At 58.8% G+C, this 25,505-nt stretch carries 22 protein-coding genes; 15 read left to right on the top strand and 7 right to left on the bottom strand.

The features are described from left to right. Positions 1-9: 9 nt before the first annotated feature. Positions 10-900 carry a DMT family transporter gene (locus AC6I8V_RS08505; RefSeq protein WP_497845433.1) on the bottom strand — a complete coding sequence of 297 codons (891 nt, stop codon included), beginning with the start codon at positions 898-900 and terminating at the stop codon, positions 10-12. A gap of 183 nt (positions 901-1,083) precedes the next feature. Between AC6I8V_RS08505 and AC6I8V_RS08510 the strand changes: the two genes are divergently transcribed. Next, positions 1,084-1,809, top strand: coding sequence for a glutamine amidotransferase (locus AC6I8V_RS08510; protein ID WP_497845434.1), 726 nt, complete (start codon positions 1,084-1,086; stop codon positions 1,807-1,809). Here the strand turns inward: AC6I8V_RS08510 and AC6I8V_RS08515 are convergent. Beyond that, complete coding sequence (locus AC6I8V_RS08515) at positions 1,797-2,360, bottom strand: class I SAM-dependent methyltransferase (RefSeq protein ID WP_497845435.1); 564 nt, start codon at positions 2,358-2,360, stop codon at positions 1,797-1,799. The two genes, AC6I8V_RS08510 and AC6I8V_RS08515, sit on opposite strands and share 13 nt — an antisense overlap. 311 nt (positions 2,361-2,671) lie before the next feature. Here AC6I8V_RS08515 and exaC point away from each other — a divergent pair, with 311 nt between their 5' ends. From exaC to glnT, 11 genes are all read left to right on the top strand, one after another. Further along, complete coding sequence (exaC, locus tag AC6I8V_RS08520) at positions 2,672-4,192, top strand: acetaldehyde dehydrogenase ExaC (protein ID WP_497845436.1); 1,521 nt, start codon at positions 2,672-2,674, stop codon at positions 4,190-4,192. A gap of 126 nt (positions 4,193-4,318) precedes the next feature. Further along, positions 4,319-5,674: an aryl-sulfate sulfotransferase gene (locus AC6I8V_RS08525; RefSeq protein ID WP_497845437.1), complete on the top strand. Its 1,356-nt coding sequence runs from the start codon at positions 4,319-4,321 to the stop codon at positions 5,672-5,674. Positions 5,675-5,916: 242 nt separating this feature from the next. Continuing rightward, positions 5,917-6,804, top strand: a complete 888-nt coding sequence (locus tag AC6I8V_RS08530; RefSeq protein ID WP_497845438.1) for an ABC transporter substrate-binding protein — start codon at positions 5,917-5,919, stop codon at positions 6,802-6,804. Next, the gene (locus tag AC6I8V_RS08535) at positions 6,801-8,447 is read left to right on the top strand and encodes an FAD-dependent oxidoreductase (protein ID WP_497845439.1); all 1,647 of its coding nucleotides are present in this window, start codon (positions 6,801-6,803) and stop codon (positions 8,445-8,447) included. The genes AC6I8V_RS08530 and AC6I8V_RS08535 overlap by 4 nt, the downstream gene beginning before the upstream one ends. Then, a complete protein-coding gene (locus AC6I8V_RS08540; protein ID WP_497845440.1) occupies positions 8,435-9,199 on the top strand; it encodes an SDR family NAD(P)-dependent oxidoreductase in 765 nt (254 codons plus the stop codon). The genes AC6I8V_RS08535 and AC6I8V_RS08540 overlap by 13 nt, the downstream gene beginning before the upstream one ends. Then, the gene (locus tag AC6I8V_RS08545) at positions 9,196-9,978 is read left to right on the top strand and encodes an amino acid ABC transporter ATP-binding protein (RefSeq protein ID WP_497845441.1); all 783 of its coding nucleotides are present in this window, start codon (positions 9,196-9,198) and stop codon (positions 9,976-9,978) included. Before AC6I8V_RS08540 ends, AC6I8V_RS08545 begins: the two co-directional genes overlap by 4 nt. Before the next feature lie 82 nt (positions 9,979-10,060). Continuing rightward, the gene (locus AC6I8V_RS08550; RefSeq protein ID WP_497845442.1) at positions 10,061-10,927 is read left to right on the top strand and encodes an amino acid ABC transporter permease; all 867 of its coding nucleotides are present in this window, start codon (positions 10,061-10,063) and stop codon (positions 10,925-10,927) included. Between the two features lie 2 nt (positions 10,928-10,929). Next, entirely contained in the window at positions 10,930-11,997 is a 1,068-nt protein-coding gene (locus AC6I8V_RS08555; protein ID WP_497845443.1) for an LLM class flavin-dependent oxidoreductase, read from the top strand. A 1-nt stretch (position 11,998) separates the two neighbouring features. Then, positions 11,999-13,162, top strand: a complete 1,164-nt coding sequence (locus tag AC6I8V_RS08560) for an aromatic ring-hydroxylating oxygenase subunit alpha (RefSeq protein ID WP_497845444.1) — start codon at positions 11,999-12,001, stop codon at positions 13,160-13,162. Positions 13,163-13,172: 10 nt separating this feature from the next. Next, positions 13,173-14,159 (top strand): aldo/keto reductase, encoded by a 987-nt coding sequence (locus AC6I8V_RS08565; RefSeq protein WP_497845445.1) that lies wholly within the window; start codon positions 13,173-13,175, stop codon positions 14,157-14,159. Between the two features lie 9 nt (positions 14,160-14,168). Then, positions 14,169-15,539, top strand: a complete 1,371-nt coding sequence (gene glnT, locus AC6I8V_RS08570; RefSeq protein ID WP_497845446.1) for a type III glutamate--ammonia ligase — start codon at positions 14,169-14,171, stop codon at positions 15,537-15,539. A 75-nt stretch (positions 15,540-15,614) separates the two neighbouring features. On the opposite strand, the gene AC6I8V_RS08575 is transcribed toward glnT, so the two are convergent. Continuing rightward, the gene (locus tag AC6I8V_RS08575; protein ID WP_497845447.1) at positions 15,615-16,247 is read right to left on the bottom strand and encodes a TetR/AcrR family transcriptional regulator; all 633 of its coding nucleotides are present in this window, start codon (positions 16,245-16,247) and stop codon (positions 15,615-15,617) included. A gap of 73 nt (positions 16,248-16,320) precedes the next feature. Here AC6I8V_RS08575 and AC6I8V_RS08580 point away from each other — a divergent pair, with 73 nt between their 5' ends. Continuing rightward, entirely contained in the window at positions 16,321-17,322 is a 1,002-nt protein-coding gene (locus AC6I8V_RS08580; protein ID WP_497845448.1) for an alpha/beta fold hydrolase, read from the top strand. Here AC6I8V_RS08580 and AC6I8V_RS08585 read toward each other — a convergent pair. Then, positions 17,319-17,744 carry a hypothetical protein gene (locus AC6I8V_RS08585; RefSeq protein ID WP_497845449.1) on the bottom strand — a complete coding sequence of 142 codons (426 nt, stop codon included), beginning with the start codon at positions 17,742-17,744 and terminating at the stop codon, positions 17,319-17,321. The two genes, AC6I8V_RS08580 and AC6I8V_RS08585, sit on opposite strands and share 4 nt — an antisense overlap. 17 nt (positions 17,745-17,761) lie before the next feature. Next, positions 17,762-18,238 carry a cucumopine synthase-related protein gene (locus AC6I8V_RS08590; protein ID WP_497845450.1) on the bottom strand — a complete coding sequence of 159 codons (477 nt, stop codon included), beginning with the start codon at positions 18,236-18,238 and terminating at the stop codon, positions 17,762-17,764. Between the two features lie 209 nt (positions 18,239-18,447). On the opposite strand from AC6I8V_RS08590, the gene AC6I8V_RS08595 reads away from it, so the two are divergent. Further along, positions 18,448-18,591, top strand: coding sequence for a hypothetical protein (locus AC6I8V_RS08595; protein ID WP_497845451.1), 144 nt, complete (start codon positions 18,448-18,450; stop codon positions 18,589-18,591). A 201-nt stretch (positions 18,592-18,792) separates the two neighbouring features. Here the strand turns inward: AC6I8V_RS08595 and fumA are convergent, their stop codons facing one another. Both fumA and AC6I8V_RS08605 read right to left on the bottom strand, forming a co-directional pair. Beyond that, positions 18,793-20,436, bottom strand: a complete 1,644-nt coding sequence (fumA, locus tag AC6I8V_RS08600) for a class I fumarate hydratase FumA (protein WP_497845452.1) — start codon at positions 20,434-20,436, stop codon at positions 18,793-18,795. A gap of 172 nt (positions 20,437-20,608) precedes the next feature. Further along, positions 20,609-22,120: an anion permease gene (locus tag AC6I8V_RS08605; protein WP_497845453.1), complete on the bottom strand. Its 1,512-nt coding sequence runs from the start codon at positions 22,118-22,120 to the stop codon at positions 20,609-20,611. A 594-nt stretch (positions 22,121-22,714) separates the two neighbouring features. Between AC6I8V_RS08605 and AC6I8V_RS08610 the strand changes: the two genes are divergently transcribed. Further along, positions 22,715-25,492, top strand: a complete 2,778-nt coding sequence (locus AC6I8V_RS08610) for a flavocytochrome c (RefSeq protein WP_497845454.1) — start codon at positions 22,715-22,717, stop codon at positions 25,490-25,492. Positions 25,493-25,505 lie beyond the last annotated feature (13 nt).

Below are 25,505 nucleotides of genomic sequence, written 5' to 3' on the forward strand. Positions count from 1 at the left end.
AAGGTGCGGCTATCGGCGTCGCAGCCGCAGGCGGGGGAAGCGCGCATGCATACGCAGGTTGCGCAGGTTGATCACCGCAATCGCCGTACCCAGCACCACCAGCGACGCGCCGAGGATTTTAAAGCTGTTCAGGCTATCGCCCAACACCACGATGCCCATTAATACCGCCAGCACCGGGGTCAGCAGCGAGTAGGGCATAATCAGGTTTACGTTGTACTTTTTCAGCAACGCGTACCACAGGGTATAGGCGACGATAGACGAGGCGAGGGCGCTGTAGAGAATGCCGAACCAGCCGCGCCAGCCGGCATGTGCCAGGGCATAAAATTGCTGGGATTCGGTGAGCCATGAGGCGACGCCGACAATCGGCACCGCCAGAAATGAAATCCAGCCGGTGAGGGTCAGCGGTTTAATCGGCGGCGACTTTTTCACGATCATATTGCTCACCGCCCAGCCGGTAGCACTGCACAGCAGAATACACAGCACCCACCAGGAAGGAATGGTCGGGCTGCCGGAGAGCACCACCACGCCGCTCAGCGAGATGGCGATACCGATCAGCTGCACCAGCCGCAGCTTCTCTTTCAGCACCACCATTGCCAGCAGCATGGCAATCGGCGTGCCGAGCTGCACCACGATCGCGCCGGTCCCGGCATCGGTGTAGCGCATCCCGACAAACAGCAGCGAGAAGTGCATAAAGCCAAAGGTGAAGGCCAGCACCAGCAGCCAGGGCAGCTGCTGACGGTTGATGCGGCAGAACGGGATCAGCACAATCGCCACCACCACAAAGCGCATCCAGGTAAGAAACAGCGGCGGAAGTTCCAGCAATCCCCACTTCACCGCGACGTTATTGAAGGCCCAGATGGAGACCACCATCAGAACCATAAAGAAATGCCGTACTGCCACAATGTCATCCTTCACGGAAATTCAGCGTTCACCGGCTAATGATGGCATGAAGCGCAACAATTGGTGCACCGCGGGCAAAAATATTTTCCGGATTACGTTACCCACGAAAAATATAAGACATTGCAGACAATTACTGTCAGACTGGTTTTCCGAAACGTGACCTTGCAGAGGACAGTCTTCGGAATGACACAGACCCGCGCTTTACCCCTTGCCCTGATTCAACTGGAAGTTCCGCCACCGCAGGTTGTGGCGCAGATTGGTGAACAACCCACCTGGTTTATCGATGCGCTGGCGCTTCAGCCAACCGATTATGTGATTGTGCGGCCGCACCTCGGTGATGCCTTGCCCGCCTTTGACAGCGTCAGCGGGGCGATTCTCAGCGGCTCCTGGGCGATGGTCACCGATCATGCCGAGTGGAGCGAACGCACCGCCGCGTGGATCCGTGCCGCGCTGGAGGCGGCGCTGCCGCTGCTGGGCGTCTGTTATGGACATCAGCTGATGGCCTATGCGCTGGGTGGCAAAGTGGCGGATAACCCCCATGGCTGGGAGCGTGGCTTAAAAGCGCTGACGCGCACCCCGCAGGCGGCGCATGATCCCTGGCTGGCGACGCTGCCGGGGAGATTTGAGGCGTGGCTGTCACACCGTCAGTCGGTGATCGTCCCGCCCGCGCAGGCGCAGGTGCTGGCCTCATCCGAACTCGATGGTTGCCAGATTCTGCGCTACTCCGCACAGGCGTTATCGGTGCAGTTCCATCCCGAGTTTACCCGCGACATTATGCTCGCCTGCTTGCCGGCGGGTGTCGCCGATGACGGCAGCGCGCTGACGGGGGAAGACTGGTCGCGTGAACTGTTACGCCGCTTCCTGCAACAAACGCGGCCGCAGCCGCGTGTGCAGGCTCAGGGCGCGTAATGGCGGGTGCAGCGATAAACCCAGGCGGGTGGCACGTTTTTCAGCACCCGCTGGCGCTGCCAGGTGAAATAACGTGACAGGCTGGGCTGCGTGAGCGAGGTGTACTGAAACTGTACAAAGACGCCGCGCGGCCCCAGCGCATCATGCACCGCCTGAAGAATGGCTTCGCGGGTGGCGGGCGGCAGCGACAGCAGCGGCAGGCCAGAGAAAATCGCATCATATTCCCCGGACAAATACTCCGCAGAACAGGCGCGCACCTGCATCCGGTTATCCGGCAGCGCGCGCAGCGTCTTCACCAGTTCCGGGCTGATTTCAAACACATCCAGCTGCGCCTGCGGCGACATGCGTTGCAGAATTTGCCGTGTCAGCACGCCATCGCCAGCGCCCAGCTCGGCAATACGCAGGCTGCTGCCCCAGTTAACGGCATCCGTCATGGTGCGGCATAGCGCGGCGGAGGAGGGCGTAATACTGCCCATCTTGCGGGGATTGCGGATGAACTGCTGCACAAAGTTTGCTTTGGCACGCATTAACGTCAGGGCTGAAGCCAACATCTCTTTCTCCTGGTTAGTATCCTGCTTCATATTGACCGCAATATTTTGTCTTGTTTCGCTTTTTACGCCCTGACGGGCAAAACTCAGAATTATCCGTAGGTCACAACGGCACGATAAACCTGTGAATTTTCCCTCAGCATAAATCAACCCGCGCGTGGCTTTATCCGCACCGCCGCGCGCGACGCACTTTTTTCCTTCGTCGACGTCACAGTTTCCCATCGGCAGATCTGACAGGCTGACATTGTTCGATCAATGTTAATAACAGGTTTCATGATTGTTGCATCTCACCTCTGTCCGCAAGGAGAAACACCATGCGTTACGCCGCTCCTGGAGAACAAGGTTCTCTGATCACACTACAACCGCGTTATGGCAACTTTATCAACGGCGAGTTCGTCGCGCCGGTTAACGGTAACTACTTTGTCAACACCTCGCCGATCAACGCCTCGACCATTGGCGAATTCCCGCGCTCCGATCGTGCCGATGTCGATAACGCCGTGGCGGCTGCTCATGCGGCGGCGGAGGCCTGGGGTAAAACGTCACCGCAGGCGCGTTCGCTGGTGTTGCTGAAAATCGCCGACCGGCTGGAGGAAAACCTCGAATATCTGGCGGTAAACGAAACCTGGGATAACGGCAAGCCGGTGCGTGAAACCCTCGCCGCCGATATGCCGCTGGCCGTTGACCACTTCCGCTATTTTGCGGGCTGCGTGCGCGCCCAGGAAGGTACCGCGTCGGAAATCGATGAGTTCACCGCCTCCTACCATTTCCATGAACCGCTGGGCGTGGTGGGACAAATTATTCCGTGGAACTTCCCGCTGCTGATGGCGGCGTGGAAACTGGCACCGGCGCTTGGAGCGGGAAACTGCGTGGTGCTGAAACCGGCGGAACAGACGCCATTGTCGATCACGCTGTTTCTCGATCTGATCAAAGATCTGCTGCCGCCAGGGGTGGTCAACGTGGTGCACGGCTACGGTAAAGAGGCCGGTGAAGCGCTGGCATCGCATCCGGGCATCGCCAAAATTGCCTTTACCGGTTCAACCGCCACCGGCGGCCATATCCTGGAGCTGGCGGCGAAAAGCCTGATCCCTTCCACCGTCGAACTGGGCGGCAAGTCACCCAATATCTTCTTCGAAGATATTATGCAGGCCGAGGAGAGCTTTATTGAGAAAGCGGCGGAAGGGGTGGTGCTGGGCTTCCTCAATCAGGGCGAAGTCTGTACCTGTCCGTCACGCGCGCTGGTGCAGGAGTCGATCTTCGAGCCGTTTATGGCCGCGGTGATGAAACGCATCAAAACCATTAAACGCGGCCACCCGCTGGATACCGAAACCATGATCGGTGCGCAGGCGTCGCAGCAGCAGTTCGACAAGATTCTGTCCTATCTGGAGATTGCCCAGCAGGAAGGCGCTCAGGTGCTGCACGGCGGCGGTGTGGAAAGCCTCGGGGAAGAGTTTGCCAGCGGCTATTACATCCAGCCGACGCTGCTGAAGGGCAGCAACAGTATGCGCGTGTTCCAGGAGGAAATTTTTGGACCGGTGGTCGGCGTGCTGACTTTTAAAGATGAAGCGGAAGCCATCGCGCTGGCGAATGACTCGATCTACGGTCTCGGCGCCGGTGTCTGGACGCGCGATATCAACCGCGCATACCGCATGGGCCGCGCCATCAAAGCGGGGCGCGTCTGGACCAACTGCTACCATCTCTACCCGGCGCACGCGGCGTTTGGCGGCTACAAAAAATCCGGTATCGGGCGCGAAACCCACAAAATGATGCTCGATCATTATCAGCAAACCAAAAACCTGCTGGTGAGCTACAGCACCCAACCGCTCGGCTTCTTCTGAGTCACCCGGCAGCGGCGCGGGCCGCTGCCTTTTCTCCCGCGACATGCCCCATTCGGACTAATCCTGACACCATTCGCATCTACCCTATAAGGGCTTTTTCTCTTCTCTTATACAGGATGGTGAACCATGCGTTACGCGGCAACGTTGTCTGGCGGCCTGCTACTGGCCGCCAGTTTTACCGCTTCAGCAATCCCGAGCGCCTTTCCCACGGGGGTGACCCGCTACGATCCGGCGCGTGCCTGGAATGGTTTTGTGCTGTTTCCCGGCAATGATAACCAGACCCACCTGATCGACATGACCGGCAAAGAGGTGCAGCGCTGGCATTACGAAGGTTTTCCCAGCTGGCCGATTCCTGTCGATCGTGCCGGGGGAGCGCCGGGCCATCTGCTGGTGCAGCTGGCACGTCAGCAGCAGCTGGACGATGTCGCCAGTCCCGGTAATGGCATGGTGAACGCCAGCGTGGCGGAGGTGGACTGGAACGGCAAGGTGCAATGGCGCTACGGCAGCCAGCAGCAGCCGGTGCATCAGCATCATGAAATCCAGCGTCTGCCGAACGGCAACACCCTGGTGCTGGCGGCGACGCTGCGCCAGCTGCCGGGCTACCGCTACCGCATCATCGATAACAGCATTGATGAGATCTCGCCGCAGGGGAAAAAGGTGTGGAGCTGGTCGGTGGCCGACCATCTGGATGAGCTGGGATTCTCAGCGGCGCAGCGGGCGCTGATCCGCGACAGCAACGACCCTGATTTTCTGCATATGAACACCGCCGCGCCGCTCGGCCCGAACCATTGGTTCGATCAGGGCGATACGCGTTTTGCCCCGGACAATATCCTGTTTAACTCGCGCAACGGCAATGTGGCGGTGATTGTTGATCGCCACAGCGGCAGGGTGGTGTGGCGCATCGGGCCAGACTATCCGGCGCTGAAGCTGGATACGCCGTTGCCGCGCCCGCTCGATCAGCTGATTGGTGAACACGATGTGCATATGATCGGACCGGGTCTGCCAGGGGCGGGCAATCTGCTGATTTTTGATAATCAGGGCAACGCCGGTTTCCCGCCATCGCGCCAGGGATTCTTCTCGGCATCGCGCGTGATTGAGGTCAATCCGCAGACCCGGCAGATCGTCTGGGAATATAGCGGCGAGAAATCGGGGCAGGCGATCTCCACCTTCTACAGCGCCTATATCAGCAATGCGCAGCGGCTGCCGAATGGCAACACGCTGATCAATGAAGGGCAGGATGGGCGGCTGTTTCAGGTGACGCCGCAGGGGCAGATTGTCTGGGAGTATGTCAGCCCGTTCTACGGCAAAGCCATGCCACGCGATCACTATGTGGCGAACACCGTGTATCGCGCGTATATGGTCGATTATCGCTGGGCGCCGGCCGGTACGCCGCACAGCGAGCAGGCGGTCGCCGCCGATTGCCCGCGCTATCCGGCATTGCCCGGTTGTGAGTTATCCGGCACAACCCCTACCCGCCATTGATGCATTTTTGCACCATTAGCTCACTTTCTGCACTCCGTTGGTGATTCTCTGCACAGCACGCCAGGCCGCTTCCCACGCCGCCTGGCGTGCCATCCCTTGTGCGTCCTGCGCTCGCGATTAATTAATCAGTTATTTAAAAACTGGCATAACGCTTGCAATTCTTCCTGCGCACCATCTTCGTTTTTTGCTTTTTTAAGTCATCAGGGTCTTCGGCATAGTGCCTTTCTACTGGAGTTAAAAGCATGAGAATGAAAAGTCTGGTTGTTGCTGCTTCATTGCTGGTTTCCGCACTTACGCAATATTCCGTCCAGGCTGCTGATGCGCCGCTGAAAATGCATGCCGACCTGCATGCACAGCTGCCAGAAAAAATCCGCAGCAGTAAAACCCTCAATCTGGTCACCGATGCCCACTACCCGCCGTGCGAATCCTTCGCCGAAGATAATAAAACCATGGTGGGCTTTGAGCCGGATCTGTGGGATGCGCTCGGCCAGGTGCTGGGGGTGAAGGTTAAACCGGTATCGATTGATTTCGCCGGTCTGATCCCCGGCGTGAAAAGTGGCCGTTACGACGTGGCGATGGAGTGCATCTCTGACAGCGACGAGCGTGAAAAGCAGGTCTCATTTGTTAACTATGCCTACGCCACCAGCGAGGTGTATACGCTGGCGACGGAAAAATCGATCACCAACGATCCGCTGACCCTGTGTGGCCTGAAAGTCGGGGTGCAGACCGGTACTGACTTCGAAAAAGCCATCAGCGATATCTATACCCCGAACTGCACCAAAAACGGCAAACCGGCGATCCAGCAGGTGACGCTGCCGTCGGCGGATGCGGTGCTGCTGGGCCTCTACTCGGGCCGCGTGGACTTTGTGCTTAACGATGCCGCCTCGGTGGATGATATTAAGAAAAAAGCGCCCCATCCGATCCGTACCGTGCAGATGCCGCTGATGCCGAAATACTACCTCGGCATTGTGGTGGCGAAAGAGAACACCCAACTGGCGAACGTGCTGCTGAAGGCGCTCAACGTGCTGCACGAAACCGGCACCTACAACAGGATCATGGAGAAGTGGGATCTTGAGGCGATGAAGCTGGATAAACCCGGCGTCAACCTCACCAGCACGCAGCCGTTATGAGTGCGCAGGCAGTGAGCCAGCGCCAGTGTGATGTGCTGGTGATCGGCTCCGGCGGGGCGGCACTCAGTGCCGCACTGCGGGCGGCGGTGGGGGGACTCTCGGTGCTGGTGCTGGAGAAAAGCGCCTGGCTGGGCGGCACCACGGCGATGTCCGGCGGGGCCACCTGGGTGCCCGCCAGCCACCATGCGCAGGCTGCCGGGCTGATGGATTCGCCGCAGCAGGCGCTGGAGTATCTGCGCGCCGCGGCCCCCGACGGCTGGCAGGCGACGGAAGATACGCTGTGGCAGGCGCTGGCACAGCAGGCGCCGCAGATGCTGGCATTTATTGAACAGCACAGCGCGCTGCGTTTTGCCCTGACGCCGGAAAGCGATCCGCTGTGGCCGCTGCCGGGCGCGAAGCAGCAGGGACGGATGCTGGCGCCGTTGGCGCTCAGGCCGCGTCGGCGCTGGCGCTTACGACCCACGCCGTTGCCGCGGCTGTTCAGCTATCACGAACTGCTGGCCAGCGATCTCTGGCATCACCCATTACGTAGCTGGCTGCGCCATCTGCCCCAGCTGCTGCGACGGCAGCTGCGTGGCGAGCTGACCAAAGGGGCCGCGCTGGTGGCGGGTTTGCTGGATGCCTGCCAGGCGGCAGGCTGCGAGTTTGTCACCGGCGCGGCGGCGCAGCAGCTGCTGATGTGCGGCAGCCATCAGGTAACGGGCGCTGCGTATCAGCGGCACGGCCAACGGGTGGCGGTGACGGCGCGTTGTGGCGTGGTCATCGCCAGCGGCGGCTTTGAGTGGGATGAACAGCGCCGCAGCCAGCATTTCCCCGGCCCGTATGATTTTATCGCCAGTCCGCGTGATAACAGCGGCGATGGGCAGCGCATGGCCGAGGCGGCAGGCGCCCGGCTGGCGCATATGGATCAGGCCACGATCAGCGGCGGCATTCCGGCGGCGGCCGGTCAGCCGTGGAGCGGGCTGTCGATCTTCTTCCATTACGAACCCAACGCGATTCTGGTCGATCGCCACGGCCAGCGTTTTACCAATGAATTTGTGTTTAACCTCGGCGCTGAGCTGGATGCGCGTGATGCGCAGGGCCAGCCACGCCATCTCCCGGTGTGGCTGATCAGCGATGCGCGTTTGCTGCGCCGTGCGCCGCTGCTGCGTTATTACCGCTGGCGATCGCCCGGCTGGCTCCGGCAGGCCGCCACGCTGGCGCAGCTGGAGCAGCAGCTGGCGCTGCCCGCGGGATCGCTCCAGCGCAGCGTGGCGCGTTTTAATCAGGGGTGCGAGCTGGGGATCGATGCGGATTTTTCCCGCCACCGCAGCGCGGCGCACGCCAAAGCCGATCGCCGTTTTCATGGCGGGCTGGCGGCGATCCGCCATGCGCCCTTTATCGCCATCCCGTTTAACCGCACCTTTCTCGCCACCAAAGGCGGCCCGCGGACGGATGCCAGCGGCAACGTGCTGCATACAGACGGCCAGCCGCTGGCCGGGTTGTACTGTGCCGGGGCGGCGATGGCCAATCCGATTGGCAGCCGCGCGGTCGGTGCCGGTACCACGCTCGGGCCGAATCTGACCTGGGGCTATATCTGCGGCTCGGCGCTGCTGGCGCGGCATCGGCTGTTAACGGAGGAGGCAAGTTTATGTCGCGCATAACAGCGGTGATCACCGGCGGTTCACGCGGCGTTGGCCTGCATATCGCCCGCGAACTGGCGCGGCAGGGCTACGCCATTGCGCTGCTGGTGCGCAGCGATCGCGATACGGCGCAACGTGCCGTGGCCCAGCTGGCGGCGCAGGGCGCCCGTGCGGCGTTCTGGCAGGTAGATATCACCGATCGCCACGCGGTGCAGCAGGTGCTGGATGAGGTGGAGACCACCCTCGGCGCGCTGCGGCTGCTGGTGAATAACGCCGGGGCCAGCGCCGCCGCGCCGCTGCTGGATCTCAGTGACAGCCAGTGGCAGCAGGTGCTGCACACCCAGCTGACCGGCACCTTTGTGATGAGTGTCGAGACGGTGCGGCGCATGGCACCCGGTGGCGTGATCATCAATATCGCCGGTGCGTCGGCGCATCGATGTTATCCCAACGCCGGGGCATTCGGCCCGTCAAAGGCGGGGGTGGTAAACCTGACGGCGCAGATGTCGATTGAGTGGGCCGCGCGCGGCATCCGCGTGTGCGGCATCAGTCCCGGTCCGATCCGCGATGCGGACAGCAACTGGGCCGCAGCGGAGCCGCTGCTGGCGCAGGAGGTGGCGCGGCTGCCGCTGGCGCGTCCGGTCAGCGGTAGCGAAGTGGCGCGCAGCGTGGCGTTTCTCGCGTCGGATGCTGCCGCCGCCTTTACCGGCCAGATGCTGATCCTCGACAGCGGCGGCCTGAATACCTGGTATATGACCCAACAGGAGGCGCGATGAACAACACGCTTATGGTCGATGCGCAGCAGGTGACCAAATCGTTTCACGGTGTCGAGATCCTCAAAGGGGTCGATCTCAGCGTCAGCAAGGGGGAGGTGGTATGCCTGATTGGCCCCTCCGGGTCGGGAAAATCCACCTTTTTGCGCTGTATCAATCACCTGGAAAAAATCGACGGCGGCGAGCTGTGGGTGAACGGCGGCATGGTGGGCTATCGCCTGCAGGGGGACAAACTGCATGAATTGAAGGAGGCCGAGGTGGCGCGCAATCGCGTCAATATTGGCATGGTGTTCCAGCGCTTCAATTTGTTCGGTCATATGACGGCGCTGGAAAACGTGATGGAAGCGCCGATGACGGTAAAGAAAGTGCCGCGCGCCCAGGCGATGGCCGAGGCGCAGGCGCTGCTGGATCGCGTCGGCCTGAGCCATCGTTACCATTCGCGACCGGCGGCGCTCTCCGGTGGTCAGCAGCAGCGGGTGGCGATTGCCCGCGCCATGGCGATGAAACCCTCGCTGATGCTGTTTGATGAACCGACCAGCGCGCTCGATCCCGAACTGGTGGGGGAGGTGCTGGCGGTGATGCGTGATTTGGCGCGTGAAGGTATGACGATGGTGATTGTCACCCATGAGATGGGTTTTGCCCGCGATGTGGCCAATCGTGTCGCCTTTATGGACAACGGCGCGATCATCGAAGTCGCGGAAGCGAAACACTTTTTCGCCGCGCCACGCCATCCACGCACCCGCGATTTCCTGGCGCGGGTGCAGGCGGCCAGCGCGGAGTGATTGACAGATGCTGCCGCAAAAGGTAGATCTTAATTAATCAGTTAATTAAATTTGTTTGGTTGAAACAATGAAGAGAACGCTGATGACGGATAAGACTCTGACTTCCCCGCTGCGCGCGCCAGCGGACCCGGCCCGCCAGGTGGTGGCGCAGCGCTACCCTGGCCGCTGGATCTCGGCGCTGGTGCTGGCGGTCCTGTTCGCGCTGGTGATGCATTCGGTGATCACCAACCCCAATTTCGCCTGGGCCACGGTGGGTAAATACCTGTTCTCGCCCACCATCCTGCTGGGGCTGTGGACCACCTTCTGGCTGACGCTGGTGATTATGGTGCTGGCGATTGTGCTCAGCGTGCTGCTGGCGGTGATGCGCCTGTCCAGCAATCCGCTACTGGTGGGATTCAGCCGTGGCTGGATCTGGTTCTTCCGTGGCACGCCGGTGCTGGTGCAGCTGATTTTCTGGTACAACCTCGCCGCGCTCTATCCGCAGGTCAGTCTCGGCATCCCCGGCCTGTTTACCCTGTGGAGCGGCAGCACCAATGATCTGATTACTCCGCTGGCGGCGGCGATCCTCGGCCTCGGGCTGAATGAGTCGGCCTATATGGCGGAGATTATCCGCGCGGGCATCTCCTCGGTGGATGACGGCCAGCAGGAGGCGGCACGCGCGCTGGGCATGACGCGCGGCCAGTATCTGAAGCGGGTGATCCTGCCACAGGCGATCCCGTTCATCATTCCGCCCACCGGCAACCAGGTGATCGGGATGCTGAAAACCACCTCGCTGGTGAGCGTGATTTCGCTCTCCGATCTGCTCTATTCGGCACAGGCGATCTACTCACGCACCTATGAAAACATTCCGCTGCTGATCGTCGCCTGTATCTGGTATCTGGCCGCCACCACCGTGCTCAGTCTGGTGCAGGCGCGTGTTGAACATCACTATCGCTGGACGCGGGGCTAATTATGCAACTCGGTCTGTTTAATCTGATGTCCTACAAGGACAACCCACGCGGCGTGCAGGGCGTGATTGACGATATGCGCAGCATGGTACTGCTGGCGGAAGAGATCGGTTTCGACACCGCCTGGTTTGCCGAGCATCACTTCACTAACTACTCGCTGAGCGTTTCGCCGCTGATGCTGGTGGCGCATATGGCGGGTTACGCGCGGCGCATTCGTCTCGGCACGGCAGTGGTGGTGCTGCCGCTGTATCAGCCGATGCGTATTGCCCAGGAGATCGCGCTGGTGGATCGCCTGACGGAAGGGCGTCTGGTGCTGGGTATCGGCAGCGGTTATCAGGCGTGGGAGTTTGATCGTTATGGACTGGATGTGGAGACCCGTGGCGAGCAGCTGCTGGCGCATTGGCAGTTTATCAGCGCGGCCCTGACCGAGGGCCACACGCAATCGCCGGATCGTTTCGGCCAGCCGCTGCGTACCGACTTTCTGCTCGATACCTTGCAGCAGCCGCTGCCGCCGCTGTATCTCACCTCGTCCAATCCGCAGTTGATCGCGCAGTTTCAGCGCTGGCAGGCGACGCCGTTTTTTACCGCCGGCTATCGCGGCACCCACAAGCTGCAACAGATGGTGGTCGATGCGCGTCTTGGCTGGCAGCAGGCCGGGCTGGATGCCGCGCTGCCGGTGGCGGTGCAGCAGTACATCCATGTCTGCGAAAACCGTCAGCAGGCACATGCGGCGGCGGAGCGCGCGCTGTTTGTCGCCCGCATGATCGCCGCATTGCGCCAGAACACCAGCGTCAGCGAACAGGCGTTTATCCATGCGCCGCCGCTGGCGGATGAACCGTCGCTGGAGACGGTGAGCAATAACCTGATGATTGGCGATGCTGAGACGGTCGCCGAACGTATGCTGGCGGAGATCCGTGCCATCCGTCCCCGCCACTACAACTGTTTCTTCCAGTTTGGCGATATGCCGATTGCCGATGCGCGCCGTTCGCTGACGCTGTTTGGCGCGCGCGTGCTGCCGCTGCTGGAAAAAGAGCTTGGTCCATTGACCCTTCGCACCGCCAGAGGAGAGTGAGATGTATCGCGAGAAAATTGATGTGGTGTTTGATGACGGCGACAGCATCCTGAAACGTATGCTGGAGCAGCAACGTCTTGACGCCAGCCGCGCAGAAACCCTGCCGCCAGAAGCCTATAACAGCGACAGCTTTTTTCGCCTCGAAGAGGACAAAGTGTTCCGTCAGGACTGGCTGTTTGTCGGCCATGAGTCGCAGATTGCCAACCTGAATGACTTCTTCACGCTGGATGTGGTGGGCGAGCCGCTGTTGATCCTGCGTAACGATGCGGGTATTGCGGTGTTCTCCAACGTCTGTCTGCATCGCTGGGCGCCGATTGCCCAGGGCAGCGGCAACAGCCGTTCGTTTATCTGTCCGTTTCACAACTGGACTTACAACACCCACGGCAAGCTGAGCGGTGCGCCCTCCATGAATCAGGCGCAGGACTTTGATCGCCAGCAGTGCAGCCTGCCGGAGATCCGTCATGAGGTGGTGTTTGGCATGATTTTCGTCACCTTCAATGCCGATGCGCCGCCGCTGGCACCCCGTCTGGCTACGCTGACCGAACGTTTCCAGCGTTACCACTTTGCCGATCTGGTGACGGCCTACACGCTGGATTATGACTGCCCGTACAACTGGAAAATGGCGATTGAGACCTTTATGGAGTGCTACCACCATGCGGCGGTGCATCGCACCACGCTGGAGGACAGCTTCCCCGGCCGTCTAAGCTCGACGGGCGAAGACGGTCCCGGCTGGACCCTGTGCCATCAGCCGCTGCGTAAAAACGGTGAGCTGAGCGAGATCCTGACCGCAGGGCTGGAGCCGTTTAGCGGGCTGAGCGACGAACAGATGCGTTTCAGCGAGCTGGTGCTGCTCTATCCCAACTGCCTGCTGTCGCTGAATCCGGACCGCATCTCCATCAGCGCCATTCTGCCGATCTCTCCCACCGCCACCAAATGGCATCGCGTGGTGCTGGTGTCGCGCGCGTCGGCGGAACGTGAGGATTTCCCGCAAACCGCCGAGCGTATGCAGCAGGGCAGCCTGGCGATTATCGATGAAGACCAGTGGATCAACGCCGAGCAGCAGCGCGGCAGCCGCTCACGGCTGGCACGGCCGGGGCGGCTCAGCCATCTGGAAACCACCGTCTGGCATCTGGCCAATTACCTGAAAACCCGCATGGCGGAGTAAGGAGCAGGCAATGCGTTATCTGAAGCTGGGACGCTCTGGCCTTGAGGTCTCTGCGCTCTGTCTGGGCACCGTGACCTATGCGCCACCGGCGCGCAGCGGCCGTAGCTGGACCCTGGATGAGCCAGCCAGCCGTGAGCTGATCCGTGCCGCGCTGGATCTGGGTATCAACTTTTTCGACAGCGCCAATATCTACGCCAAAGGGGCGAGTGAAGAGATCCTCGGCCGGGCGCTGCGTGATTTCGCCTCGCGCGATGAGGTGGTGATCACCAGCAAACTGTATAACCCGATGCGCAGCGGCCCGAACAGCCAGGGGCTGTCACGTAAGGCGATCATGCAGGAGTGCGATCACAGCCTGCGCCGTCTCGGCACCGACTACATCGATCTGTACGAGATCCATCGCTGGGATAACCACACGCCGATTGAAGAGACGCTGGAGGCGCTGCATGACCTGGTGAAGGCGGGCAAGGTGCGTTACCTCGGCGCGTCCTCGATGTTTGCCTGGCAGTTCAGCAAAGCGCTGCAAATCCAGCAGTACGAACGCTGGAGCCGCTTTATCGCCATGCAGAACCATCTCAACCTGATCTACCGCGAAGAAGAACGCGAAATGCTGGCGCTGTGCCAGGCCGAAGGGGTGGCGGTCACGCCCTGGAGTCCGCTGGCGCGCGGGCGTCTGGCGCGTCCGGCGGATGCGGCCAGGGCCAGCACGCGCGGCGCGGATGACAGCTACACCGATTTTCTCTACGCCGCCAGCGCTCAGGCCGACAGCGCGGTGATCCGCGTGGTGGAGCAGGTCGCGCAGGCACGCGGCGTTCCGATGGCGCAGGTGGCGCTGGCGTGGCTCTACAGCCGCCCGGCGGTGGCCGCCGCGGTGATTGGCGCCACGCGACATACGCATCTGACCGATGCCCTGGCGGCACTGGATCTGACGCTGAGCGCTGAAGAGATTGCCGCGCTGGATGCGCCCTATATTCCCCATTCTATTGTTGAACATGACTAAGGCAGGGCAATGATGAAAACCGCGCAACAGATCGCTGAGATTAAACAGGCCCTGATGGCGAAAGGGGTGGAGTACTGCATGGGCGCCTATGTGGATATTCACGGCGTGCCAAAAGGGAAAGTGGTGCCGATTGGCCACCTCGACCAGATGGCGCAAGGTTCAGAACGTTACACCGGCTATGCGCTGGATGGCCTCGGCCAGTCGCCGCACGAAGATGAACTGACGTCGGTGCCGGATCTCGACCATATTATCCAGCTGCCGTGGGAGCCAAAAATCGCCTGGATGCCCGCCGATAACCATTTCCAGGGCCAGCCCTACGCGCTCAGCACCCGCGTGGCGTTGCAGAATGTCATCAAACAGGCCAACGCCATGGGCTTTGGTTTTAACCTCGGCATCGAGTGTGAAATCTACCTGCTGAAGCGCGAAGAGGATGGGCGGCTGGTGGTGCCGGAGCCGGATAACAAGCTGAATAAACCCTGTTATGACCTGCAAGGCTTTGTCGATCAGTTTGGCTGGCTGGATGAAGTCTCCTCCACCATCAATGCGCTGGGCTGGGATCTCTACTCACTCGATCATGAAGATGGCAACTCGCAATATGAGTTCGACTTCAACTATGCCGATGCGCTGACCACCTGCGATCGTTTTATCTTCTTCCGCTTTATGGCGAAGCATTACGCCAGACAGCGCGGGCTGGTTGCCACCACCATGCCGAAGCCGTTCGCCGATAAAACCGGCACCGGCGCGCACTTCAATATGTCGCTGTATGACATCAACAGCGGCGCCAACCTGTTTAAGCGTGATTCCAGCAGCGCGGATGATCCCTGGGGACTGGGGCTGAGCGACACCGGTTATTACTTTATCGGCGGCCTGCTGAAACATGGCCGCGCGCTCTGTGCCGCCTTTGCGCCGACGGTGAACAGTTATAAGCGTCTGGTTCGGCAGGGGGCGATGAGCTACTTCTCGTGGGCGCCGGTGTTTAACTCCTGGGGATCGAATAACCGTACCAACGCGGTACGCGTCCCGGCGGGCGGTGGACGTTGCGAGTCACGTAACGCCGATGGCGCGGTCAATCCGTATCTGGCGGCGACGCTGGCGCTGGCTGCCGGGCTGGAAGGTATTCGTGAGAAAATCGATCCGCGTCAGCCCAATGAAGACAACCTGTACGCCATCAGCGAGGCGGAGCGCCGCGCACGGGGGATCGATTTCCTGCCGCAAAACCTGCTGGAGGCGGTGGAAGCCTTCGATGCCGATCCTTTTGTCGCCGCCACGCTGGGCGAAGCGCTGAAGAAAGAGTTTATCCACTACAAATTGCAGGAGTGGAACAGCTATCACCTGCACGTCAGCCAGTGGGAAATTGATCGCTACAGCACTATTTTTTGATGAATCGGCCTGGTCAGCATTAATGCTGACCCTCCAGGCTAAGACGTAGGGTGCGAATTCATTCGCACCACCACGCTATTGCGGCTGGGCATCAAGCTTTTCAAACACAAAGTTACGCATCACGTTGATCGCCTGTTTGTATTTGAAGTTGGGGAACATCACGTTGCGGAACAGCACGCCATCGAGATAGGTGGAGATCAGCATCGCCATATCGGTGGGATTGACCTCGCGGAACAACCCGCTGGCGATGCCCTCTTTGATGGTGTTCTTCAGAATCACCGATTCCTTCTCGTAGAACTTTTTGATGGCTTTATCGATGCTGGCGATGCGGCCATTGGTGCTGGAGTAATCAAGGCTGATTTTCGCCAGCTTCTGCAACAGATGGAACTGCAAAATATGAATTTCGATCCACAGGAAGATCAAATCACGTGGGCCATTGGCGCTGGCTTTGATGTCATCAAACTGCACAAAAGCGCGCTCCACCGCCGATTCAATCACCTTGATAAACAGGTCTTCTTTGGAGCCAAAATAGTAGTAGATCAGCGCCGAATTCAGCCCGGTGGCGGTGGCGATATCTTTGATGCGCACCGACGAATAATTCTGCGTAGCAAACAGGTCAAACGCCGACGACTGCAACAACTCAGCCACGTCGCGCTGGGTTTTGCGGGGTTTCTTGCTGCCGGTTTCCGGGCGGGGGGCTTCCTTCATAGTGGCGTCCTTCCTGTGGCAAAATTAAGTTAATTGATTAATTAACTGTATCATATTGATAAGGTGAAACAGCATGGGTTTATGCGCTTTTTATACCCTGGGAGAGTTGCCGCTGATAAGCGGTGAAACGCTGCGTAACACCACCCTTGGCTACCAGACTTTTGGTGCGCTGAATGCGGCCCGCGACAATGCGGTGGTGATATTCAGCTACTACAGCGGCACCCATGTGCGCTATCTGCCGCTGATTGGCGCGGGCAAAACCCTTGACCCGGCACGCTGGTTTATCGTGCTGGTGAATAAGCTGGGCAACGGCGTCTCGACATCGCCTTCCAACTCGCCGCACCAGCCGGGCGCGGCGTTCCCGGCGGTGACGCTGGTGGATAATCTGCGGGCGCAGGCGCAGCTGTTGTTTGATCATCTCGGCATCGCCCGTATCGCGCTGGCGTATGGCTGGTCAATGGGGGCGATGCAGGCGTGGCATCTGGCGGTGGCGTGGCCAGAGCAGGTACGCACGCTGCTGGCGGTGTGCGGCTCGGCGCGTTGCTGGCCGAATAATCAGGTATTTCTCGACGGCGTGGCGGCGGCGCTTCGCTGTGATGCGCACTTTGCCGACGGTCGCTATGTCGAACCCCCCTTACGCGGGCTGGCGGCGTTTGGCCGCGTCTATGCGGGCTGGGCCTATTCTGCCGCCTTCTTCCGTGAAGCGCGCTGGCGCGATCTGGGTTTTGCTTCGCTGGAGGCGCTGCTGCTGGACTGGGAACGGGATCATCAGGCGCTGGATGCTAACGATCTGTTATGCGCGCTGCACAGCTGGTATCACGCCGATGTTGGCACGCTGACGGGGGGAGACTGGCGGGCGGCGCTGGCGCAGATCCGTGCGCGTTGTATCGTGATGCCGTGCGACAGCGATCGTTACTTTACCGCCGACGAAGCGGCGCTGGAGGTGGCGGAACTGGCAGATGGCGAGCTGCGCATTATCGTCTCGCCCTATGGACACTGCGCCGGCGCGCCCGCCCGATTTGCCGGGCCGTCGGCACAGATAGACAGCGCCATGCAGACGCTGCTTTATCCTTAATCGATGATGCTGAGTTCGACGGTGCGGCCCTGATCGAACCAGGTTTCCAGCCCGGTGACGCGCAGTTCCAGTTTGCCTTCGATCACCTGGCCGATATAGGAGATCGGCAGCGGCTCGTCAGCGGTATCATCGCCATACACCACGCACATCTGCTGGCGCGGGCTGTAGTAGCACACCGCGCCGGTGACTTCGCCGTACTGCTCGCGGCGCAACTTACCGACATCCTGCGTCAGATATTTGTTTTCCCAGGGGGCGACGATCGGCAGGGTGAAAAACACCATATCGCCAATCAGTTTGCCGTGTTGCAGCACGCTTTTTAGCGGCAGCTTGTCGCGCAGCACTTTTGCCAGGTTGGGCACTTTGTCTTCCCACACCTCGATGACGCAGATCTTTTTATCGGCAACATGCATAGCCAGTTTCATTATTTGCTCTCTCCCAATCAGGCGCTGACGCGACGAAAACCGTCCCCGAGACCCCAGGGAAGAATGAAATCGACCCACATATGCAGGCGGTTGGCCCATGACAGCGCGCTGTGCGACAGACGCACCAGGTCGCTCAGGGTTTCGCACTCACCGGCAACGGTCACGTAGGTGTGCAACATGCTGGCGGCATCCGGCAGACTGACGAAATCAAAGAAGTTGGCTTTGTAACCCATGATCTCTTTGATCAGCAGTTGCAGGGTTTTCAGATCGGCGTCGGGGTTGTCTTCGCCGACACGGATCAGGCCCCACAACATCTCATCCGCCAGCGTGCGGGTTTCCCCTTCGGCAAAGATGATGGTGCTGAGGTACTGCCCACGGGAACCGGTGCCGCGTGGCACTTCGCCCCTGCCGAGCGCGGCAATTTCTGCCGGTTGTTCAAACCAGATCTTTTCGCGTTGCGCGTCAAACAGCGCTATCGCTTCATCGACCGTCATAACGTTCTCCTGGTGTTGGCGTGTAGGTGGCGATTGCCACGAATTTAATTAATCAGATAATTAAATTGAGCAAAATATGTGCCATGCGGTGTGGAAAAATTAATCAGTTAATTAATAATGATTTAGCAACAGCGAGGGGATTCTGCACCTTCATCTGACCGTCATCCTGCTATGTCACAGTGCAATCTGCACCATGTTGAGGAGAAGCCATGAATACGCGCTATGACTATCTGGAACAGCACGACGACGTGCTGGATGGCATTGAATACAACATCATTGCGGTGAATTTGCCAGGGAGCCAGGCGGGGAAGGATATTGAACCGCTCGGCATCGAGGCTACGTCCGGTCATTAGGTCGGCATAAATGCCGTCAGGACGTAATGTGCGGTGATGAACCAGGTCGGCATAGATGCCGTCAGGACGTAATGTGCGCTGATGAACCAGGTCGGCATAGATGCCGTCAGGACGTAATGTGCGGTGATGAACCAGGTCGGCATAAATGCCGACCCTACAGTCATGGTGGGTGCGCATTGCTGCGCACCGCGGGGTTGAGGCTTATTTCACGCAGGCCGCGCACTGGTTGTGAATCTGCTGGAAGAAATCGTTGCCTTTATCATCCACCAGAATAAACGCCGGGAAGTTTTCCACTTCAATCTTCCAGATCGCTTCCATACCCAGTTCGGCATACTCGACGCACTCCAGGCTCTTGATGCTCTGCTGCGCCAGCACCGCGGCCGGGCCGCCGATGCTGCCGAGGTAGAAACCGCCATGCTTGTGGCAGGCATCGGTCACCTGCTGGCTACGGTTGCCTTTGGCCAGCATCACCATGCTGCCGCCGTTGGCCTGCAACAGGTCAACGTAGGAGTCCATACGACCCGCCGTAGTGGGGCCGAGTGAACCAGACGCATGACCTTCCGGCGTCTTGGCCGGACCGGCGTAATACACCGGATGATCCTTGATGTATTGCGGCAGACCTTCGCCGTTATCAATACGCTCTTTCAGCTTGGCATGGGCAATGTCACGCGCCACGATGATGGTGCCGTTAAGTGACAGACGGGTCGAAACCGGATATGACGACAGCTGGGCCAGAATCTCTGGCATCGGGCGATTGAGATCGACGCTGACCACTTCACCTTCACCCTGCTCACGCAGCGCTTCCGGGATAAAGCGGCCTGGATTGTGCTCCAGCTGCTCGATCCAGATACCTTCACGGTTAATCTTCGCCTTGATATTACGGTCCGCCGAGCAGGAAACCCCCATGCCCACCGGGCAGGAAGCGCCATGGCGCGGCAGACGCACGACGCGGATGTCGTGCGCGAAGTATTTACCGCCAAACTGCGCGCCAAGGCCCAGTTTCTGTGAGGCTTCCAGCAGTTCCTGCTCCAGCTGCACGTCACGGAAGGCCTGGCCGTGCTCGTTACCTTCGGTCGGCAGCGTGTCGTAGTAGTGGGTTGACGCCAGTTTCACCGTCTTCAGCGTGCTCTCAGCCGAGGTGCCACCGATCACAAAGGCGATATGGTAAGGCGGGCAGGCAGCGGTGCCGAGCGACATCATTTTGTCGACCAGGTAGTTCTTCAGTTTCGCCGGGGTGATCAGCGCTTTGGTTTCCTGGTAGAGGTAGGTTTTGTTGGCTGATCCGCCGCCCTTGGCGATACACAGGAACTTGTACTCGTCGCCATCCACGCTGTAGAGGTCGATCTGCGCGGGCAGGTTGGTGCCGGTGTTCACCTCTTTGTACATATCCAGCGCGGCGTTCTGCGAGTAGCGCAGGTTATCTTCGATAAAGGTGTTGTACACGCCCTGTGACAGCGCGGCTTCATCGCCACCGCCGGTCCAGACGCGCTGGCCTTTCTTGCCCATGATGATGGCGGTGCCGGTGTCCTGACAGGTCGGCAGCACGCCTTTGGCGGCAATCTCGGAGTTACGCAGAAATTGCAGCGCCACGTATTTGTCGTTCTGGCTGGCTTCTTCATCATCGAGGATGGCCGCCACCTGCTGCTGATGGGCCGCACGCAGCATAAATGAGGCATCATGGAATGCCTGCTGGGCCAGCAGGGTCAGCGCTTTCGGATCGACCTTAAGCACCTCTTCGCCATCGAAATTGGCCACGGAGACATAATCGCGGCTGAGCAGGTAATACTCAGTATCATCTTTGGCGAGAGGAAAAGGGTTTTGATAGTAGAAGGGTTTGTTCGACATGTTGGCTCACTCAGTTATGTGAAGCCCGTCTGGTACAGAGAAGACGGGCTTCATCATTAGCGATTCGTTATAGGTTTTTTCTCTCGCCAGCCCAGCACGGGGCTGGCTGGCGAGTATCTTATCATTTTACCATTTATTGCGTGGCTGCGATTTTAACATCGAAGCAACATCATCAGAACATCAGCACCATCCACGGATAGGCAATAACCATCAGCAGCACCAGGAACAGCGCACCGAAGATGGTGCCCAGACGCCAGTAGTCTTTGGTTGGCAGATAGCCGCTACCGTAGTAAATCGGGCTGGGGCCGGTGCCATACGGTGTGATGATGCCCATTACGCCCAGTGAGGTACACAGCATCAGACAGAACACCGGCATATTGATGCCTGGGATTGCCGCCGCAATGGTCAGCATGGCAGGCAGCAGGGCGGTGGTGTGCGCCGTGGTGCTGGCGAACAGATAGTGCAGCACGTAGAAGGCAATCAGTAATATCACCGCTGAAACCTGTGGGTCATAACCGTGCAGCAGCTGCCCACCTTCTTTACCCAGCCAGGCGATAAAGCCGACTTTCGCCAGGCCATCGGCCAGCGCGACCAGGGTGGCGAACCAGGCGAAGGTGTTCCAGGCGGGTTTGTTGCTGGTGATATCATTCCAGTTAAGTACGCCGGTCCACAGCATCAGCACAATCACCAGCAGGGCGGCCATCGCCGGTTCAATCCAGTCGGTGGCGAAAATCCACATCAGCAGCGCGGAAACCACGAACAGCAGCAGCAGGATCTCATTGCGTGACAGCTTGCCCAGTTTTGCCAGCTCGGCAGTCGCCCAGCGCGGCACTTCATCGTTTAACTTCACTTCAGGTGGGTAGAGCCAGTAAGCCAGCAGCGGCATGGTGAGGATCAGCAGGACACCGAGCGGCAGGAAGGCGAGGAACCACATGCCCCACGAGATATCGAAGCCGATGACGCTTTTGACCAGCGCCAGCGCCAGCAGGTTAGGTGCCAGCGCCGACAGGAACATCGAGCTGGTGATACAGGTGGCGGTGATGGCAACCCACATCAGGTATGAACCAATTTTACGCGCGCTGGGGTCATTCGGTTTGGAACCGTACAGCGGCGGCAGGTTGGCGATAATCGGGTAGATGGTGCCACCGCTGCGCGCGGTGTTGGACGGCGTAAACGGAGCCAGCAGCAGGTCAGCGAAGGTAATCGCGTAACCCAGCGTCAGGCTGCGACGGCCAAGATATTTCACCAGAATCAGCGCCAGACGGCGACCAAACTGGGTTTTATCGTAGCCGGCGGCAAACATAAAGGCACCGAAGATCAGCCACACGGTGGAGTTACCGAAACCGCTCACCGCCCATTTGAACGATTGGGTAGCGACTTTAAACTTCGGATCCGCCAGTTCGGCCGGACTGAACAGCAAAAACTGACTGAACAGCGCAATCACCACCACGCCGGTCAGGCCGATAACGGCACCCGGCAGCGGTTCGAAGATCAGGCCGACAATCACCCCGACAAAGATGGCAAAGAAGTGCCAGGCGTAGGGTTCCAGCCCTGCGGGTGTTGGCACCAGGAGTAGCAAAATAGCGATGACAACCGGCAGAAACAGCATGATCAGCCGGTTCCTTTTCCCCGGCGCGGCAGGCGGCGCTTTTGGGGGTTCACTCTGGATTGTTTGTGTATTCATAGTTTTGGTCTGCAAGTTATGGAGAATGCGATTAACGTTCCGGGACAACAGATGTAACTTTCTTCACTGACTCAGATGATACTTTTTTTATGCTGCCGTTACGTCTTTAATGCTTCTTTAATTGCAATGTTAAGGAGAGAAGATTGCGTAATGTAAATATGATGCGATTTATTAAAAACTGCATTTTGATCCAGATCAAAAAATCGATTCAGTATTAATTCATTTTTCTATTTAGCGCTTATTTTTTCTGTTGCTAAATTTTTTTCTGACGCGATCAAAACGGCCTGAGGCTAAACGGGAAACGGTTTTTGGCCTGCGATATGTCTTATAAAGCTATGATTTATCATAATTAAATTTCCATGTAAATGGGAAATTTGATTTTTGACAACTATTCGCTAACATTTTAAGTGGCGCATGTTTCAGCTTTCGTGATTTATTCCTCTGAATGATTTAAAAGTTAAATAACTAAACTTATTGTTTATGTAACTAAAGAAATTGGTATATTAAGCGCATGAAATCGGACCACTTTAATTAATTTGAAATAAAAGGCGTCTGTTACTGAATTCGAGACTTTTAAATTCTGGAGTTGTTATCATGAATACGCTCACCCCGATTCTTAATCCGTTGACTCTGCCGAAAGGCGCTGTTTTGAAAAATCGCCTGGTGATGGCCCCGATGACCACCTGTACCGGCTACTTTGACGGCGGCGTGACCAGCGACCTGGTGGATTATTACCGCGTGCGTGCGGGCAGTATCGGCACCGTGATTGTCGAGTGCTGCTTCATTGATAACCGTGGTCCGGCGTTCCCCGGCGCCATTGCTATCGACAGCGACAACAAAATCCCCGGTCTCGCCAAAATTGCTGACGCCATCAAATCCCAGGGGTCCAAAGCGATTTTGCAGATCTACCACGGTGGCCGCATGGTGGAACCGGCGCTGATTGGCGGTAAAACGCCGGTAGCGCCCAGTGCCATTGCCGCGCCGCGCGAAGGGGCCACCACGCCGCAGGCGCTGACCGCTGAAGAAGTGGATGTGATGATCACGAAGTTTGGTGATGCGGTGAACCGTGCCATCAAAGCGGGTTTCGACGGCGTAGAGATCCACGGCGCTAACACCTACCTGATTCAGCAGTTCTACTCACCCAACTCCAACCAGCGTGATGACAAATGGGGCGGCAGCCGCGACAACCGCGCGCGCTTCCCGCTGGAAGTGCTGGAAATCACCCATAAAATGGCTGACCGTTTTGCGGCGGCAGACTTCATTATCGGTTATCGCTTCTCGCCGGAAGAGCTTGAAGTGCCAGGCATCCGTTTTGACGACACCATGTACCTGCTGGAAAAACTGGCGGCGCGCGGTCTGGATTATGTGCACTTCTCGGTGGGGCAGCTGCTGCGTCCGTCGATTGTCGATACCAAAGATCCTACCCCGCTGATCACCAAATACCGCGCGCTGCGTTCGCCGACGCTGGCGAAAGTGCCGGTGATTGGCGTCGGTGGCGTAGTCAATAAAGAGGATGCGGAGAGCGCGCTGGAGCACGGTTTTGATCTGGTGGCGGTAGGTAAAGCCTGCATCGCGTATCCGGACTGGGCCGATCGCATCATCAAAAACGAACATCTGGAGCTGTTTATCGACAGCACCAAACGCGTGGATCTGACCATCCCGGAACCGCTGTGGCGCTTCTCGCTGGTGGACGCGATGATCCGCGATATGAGCGATACCGGCCGTAAATACAAAGCGGGCGTGTTCCAGGAGAAAGTGGAAGCCGAAGCGCTGAAGCTGAAAATCAACGTTACGCTGGATACCGACCGTATCACCGATATCTCGCTGGTGCCGGATGCGACCCTCGATGTCGATTTCACCAGCACCTTCGAAAGCCTGCGTTCACGCATCCTGGTGGCGAACAGCCCGCACGTCGATGCCATTACCGGTGCCACCACCCAGAGCGAGGCGCTGAAAAAAGCCGTCTCCCGTGCGCTGGCTACCTCCAGCAAAGAGCATGTGATTGACGAGGGCGGGAACCCGAATGCGCCGGTGAATTACGATGTGGTGGTGGTGGGTAGCGGCGGTGCCGGTCTGGCGGCGGCGATTCAGGCGCATGACGATGGCGCGCGCGTGGTGATTATCGAAAAAATGCCGACCATCGGCGGCAACACCATGAAAGCCTCGGTGGGAATGAACGCGGCAGAAACCCGCTACCAGCGCCTGAAAGGTATCGAAGACAGCAAAGAGTTGTTCTACGACGAAACGCTGAAAGGCGGAAAATTCAAAAACAACCCGGTTCTGCTGCGTGAATTCGTGGAGCAGGCGCCCGGCGCTATCGACTGGCTGACCGATAAAGGCATCGAGCTGTGCGACATCACCATCACCGGCGGCATGAGCATTGATCGTACTCACCGCCCGGAAGATCGTTCAGCTGTCGGTGGCTTCCTGATCAGTGGCCTGCTGAAAAACGTCACCCAGCGCAACATTGAGGTGCTGCTGGAAACCTCCGTGGCGGAAATCCTGTTTGAAAACGGTGCGGTAAGCGGCGTCAACGTGGTGGATGAGTACAACGACAGCCGTATCCTCAACGCTAAAAGCGTGATCGTCGCTACCGGTGGCTTCAGCGCCAACCGCGAGATGGTGGTGAAATACCGTCCTGAGCTGGATGGCTTTGTTACCACCAACCACAAGGGCGCCACCGGCAGCGGTATCGCCATGTTGCAGAAAATTGGCGCGGATACCGTCGATATGGGCGAAATCCAGATTCACCCGACGGTGGAACAAACCACCTCTTATCTGATCTCCGAAGCGATTCGTGGCGGCGGGGCGATTCTGGTGAGCCAGGCGGGCAAACGCTTCTACAACGAAATGGAAACCCGTGACAAAGTGTCGGCCGAAATTATCGCGCTGCCGGAGAAAAGCGCGTGGATCCTCTTCGACGAGCAGGTACGTCTGAATAACAAAGCCGCCGATGAATATATCGCCAAAGGTTTTGTTATCAGCGGTGCGACGCCGCATGACCTGGCGGTGAAGCTGAATATGGATCAGGAAACCCTGCAAACCACCCTGGGCCGTTACAACCAGTTTGTTGAGCAGCAGAATGACGAAGATTTCGGTCGTAAAACCGCGCTGCGTCATCCGCTCAATCAGGGACCGTACTACGCCATCCGTATCGCCCCAGGGGTGCACCACACCATGGGCGGCGTCACCATCAATACCGACACCGCGGTGCTGGATGCGCAGAAACAGGTGATTCCCGGCGCCTGGGCGGCAGGTGAAGTGGTGGGCGGCATTCACGGTGCCAACCGTATCGGCGGTAACGCCGTTGCTGATATCATCATCTTCGGTATCAAAGCTGGACGTAACGCCGCAGCGCGGGCTTTAGGCTAAGCAAGCCGGTTCG

It is taken from the genome of Pantoea sp. X-Soil-TKNS-1207, from assembly GCF_059730485.1.

Excerpts from the sequence above, each read along its gene's own strand:
- exaC (WP_497845436.1), top strand. The coding sequence starts at position 2,672 with ATGCGTTACGCCGCTCCTGGAGAACAAGGTTCTCTGATCACACTACAA.
- AC6I8V_RS08540 (WP_497845440.1), top strand. The coding sequence starts at position 8,435 with ATGTCGCGCATAACAGCGGTGATCACCGGCGGTTCACGCGGCGTTGGC.
- AC6I8V_RS08595 (WP_497845451.1), top strand. The coding sequence starts at position 18,448 with ATGAATACGCGCTATGACTATCTGGAACAGCACGACGACGTGCTGGAT.
- AC6I8V_RS08550 (WP_497845442.1), top strand. The coding sequence starts at position 10,061 with ATGACGGATAAGACTCTGACTTCCCCGCTGCGCGCGCCAGCGGACCCG.
- glnT (WP_497845446.1), top strand. The coding sequence starts at position 14,169 with ATGATGAAAACCGCGCAACAGATCGCTGAGATTAAACAGGCCCTGATG.
- AC6I8V_RS08560 (WP_497845444.1), top strand. The coding sequence starts at position 11,999 with ATGTATCGCGAGAAAATTGATGTGGTGTTTGATGACGGCGACAGCATC.
- AC6I8V_RS08545 (WP_497845441.1), top strand. The coding sequence starts at position 9,196 with ATGAACAACACGCTTATGGTCGATGCGCAGCAGGTGACCAAATCGTTT.
- AC6I8V_RS08565 (WP_497845445.1), top strand. The coding sequence starts at position 13,173 with ATGCGTTATCTGAAGCTGGGACGCTCTGGCCTTGAGGTCTCTGCGCTC.
- AC6I8V_RS08510 (WP_497845434.1), top strand. The coding sequence starts at position 1,084 with ATGACACAGACCCGCGCTTTACCCCTTGCCCTGATTCAACTGGAAGTT.
- AC6I8V_RS08525 (WP_497845437.1), top strand. The coding sequence starts at position 4,319 with ATGCGTTACGCGGCAACGTTGTCTGGCGGCCTGCTACTGGCCGCCAGT.
- AC6I8V_RS08530 (WP_497845438.1), top strand. The coding sequence starts at position 5,917 with ATGAGAATGAAAAGTCTGGTTGTTGCTGCTTCATTGCTGGTTTCCGCA.
- AC6I8V_RS08605 (WP_497845453.1), bottom strand. The coding sequence starts at position 22,120 with ATGAATACACAAACAATCCAGAGTGAACCCCCAAAAGCGCCGCCTGCC.
- AC6I8V_RS08590 (WP_497845450.1), bottom strand. The coding sequence starts at position 18,238 with ATGACGGTCGATGAAGCGATAGCGCTGTTTGACGCGCAACGCGAAAAG.
- fumA (WP_497845452.1), bottom strand. The coding sequence starts at position 20,436 with ATGTCGAACAAACCCTTCTACTATCAAAACCCTTTTCCTCTCGCCAAA.
- AC6I8V_RS08575 (WP_497845447.1), bottom strand. The coding sequence starts at position 16,247 with ATGAAGGAAGCCCCCCGCCCGGAAACCGGCAGCAAGAAACCCCGCAAA.
- AC6I8V_RS08555 (WP_497845443.1), top strand. The coding sequence starts at position 10,930 with ATGCAACTCGGTCTGTTTAATCTGATGTCCTACAAGGACAACCCACGC.
- AC6I8V_RS08610 (WP_497845454.1), top strand. The coding sequence starts at position 22,715 with ATGAATACGCTCACCCCGATTCTTAATCCGTTGACTCTGCCGAAAGGC.
- AC6I8V_RS08535 (WP_497845439.1), top strand. The coding sequence starts at position 6,801 with ATGAGTGCGCAGGCAGTGAGCCAGCGCCAGTGTGATGTGCTGGTGATC.
- AC6I8V_RS08585 (WP_497845449.1), bottom strand. The coding sequence starts at position 17,744 with ATGAAACTGGCTATGCATGTTGCCGATAAAAAGATCTGCGTCATCGAG.
- AC6I8V_RS08580 (WP_497845448.1), top strand. The coding sequence starts at position 16,321 with ATGGGTTTATGCGCTTTTTATACCCTGGGAGAGTTGCCGCTGATAAGC.
- AC6I8V_RS08515 (WP_497845435.1), bottom strand. The coding sequence starts at position 2,360 with ATGTTGGCTTCAGCCCTGACGTTAATGCGTGCCAAAGCAAACTTTGTG.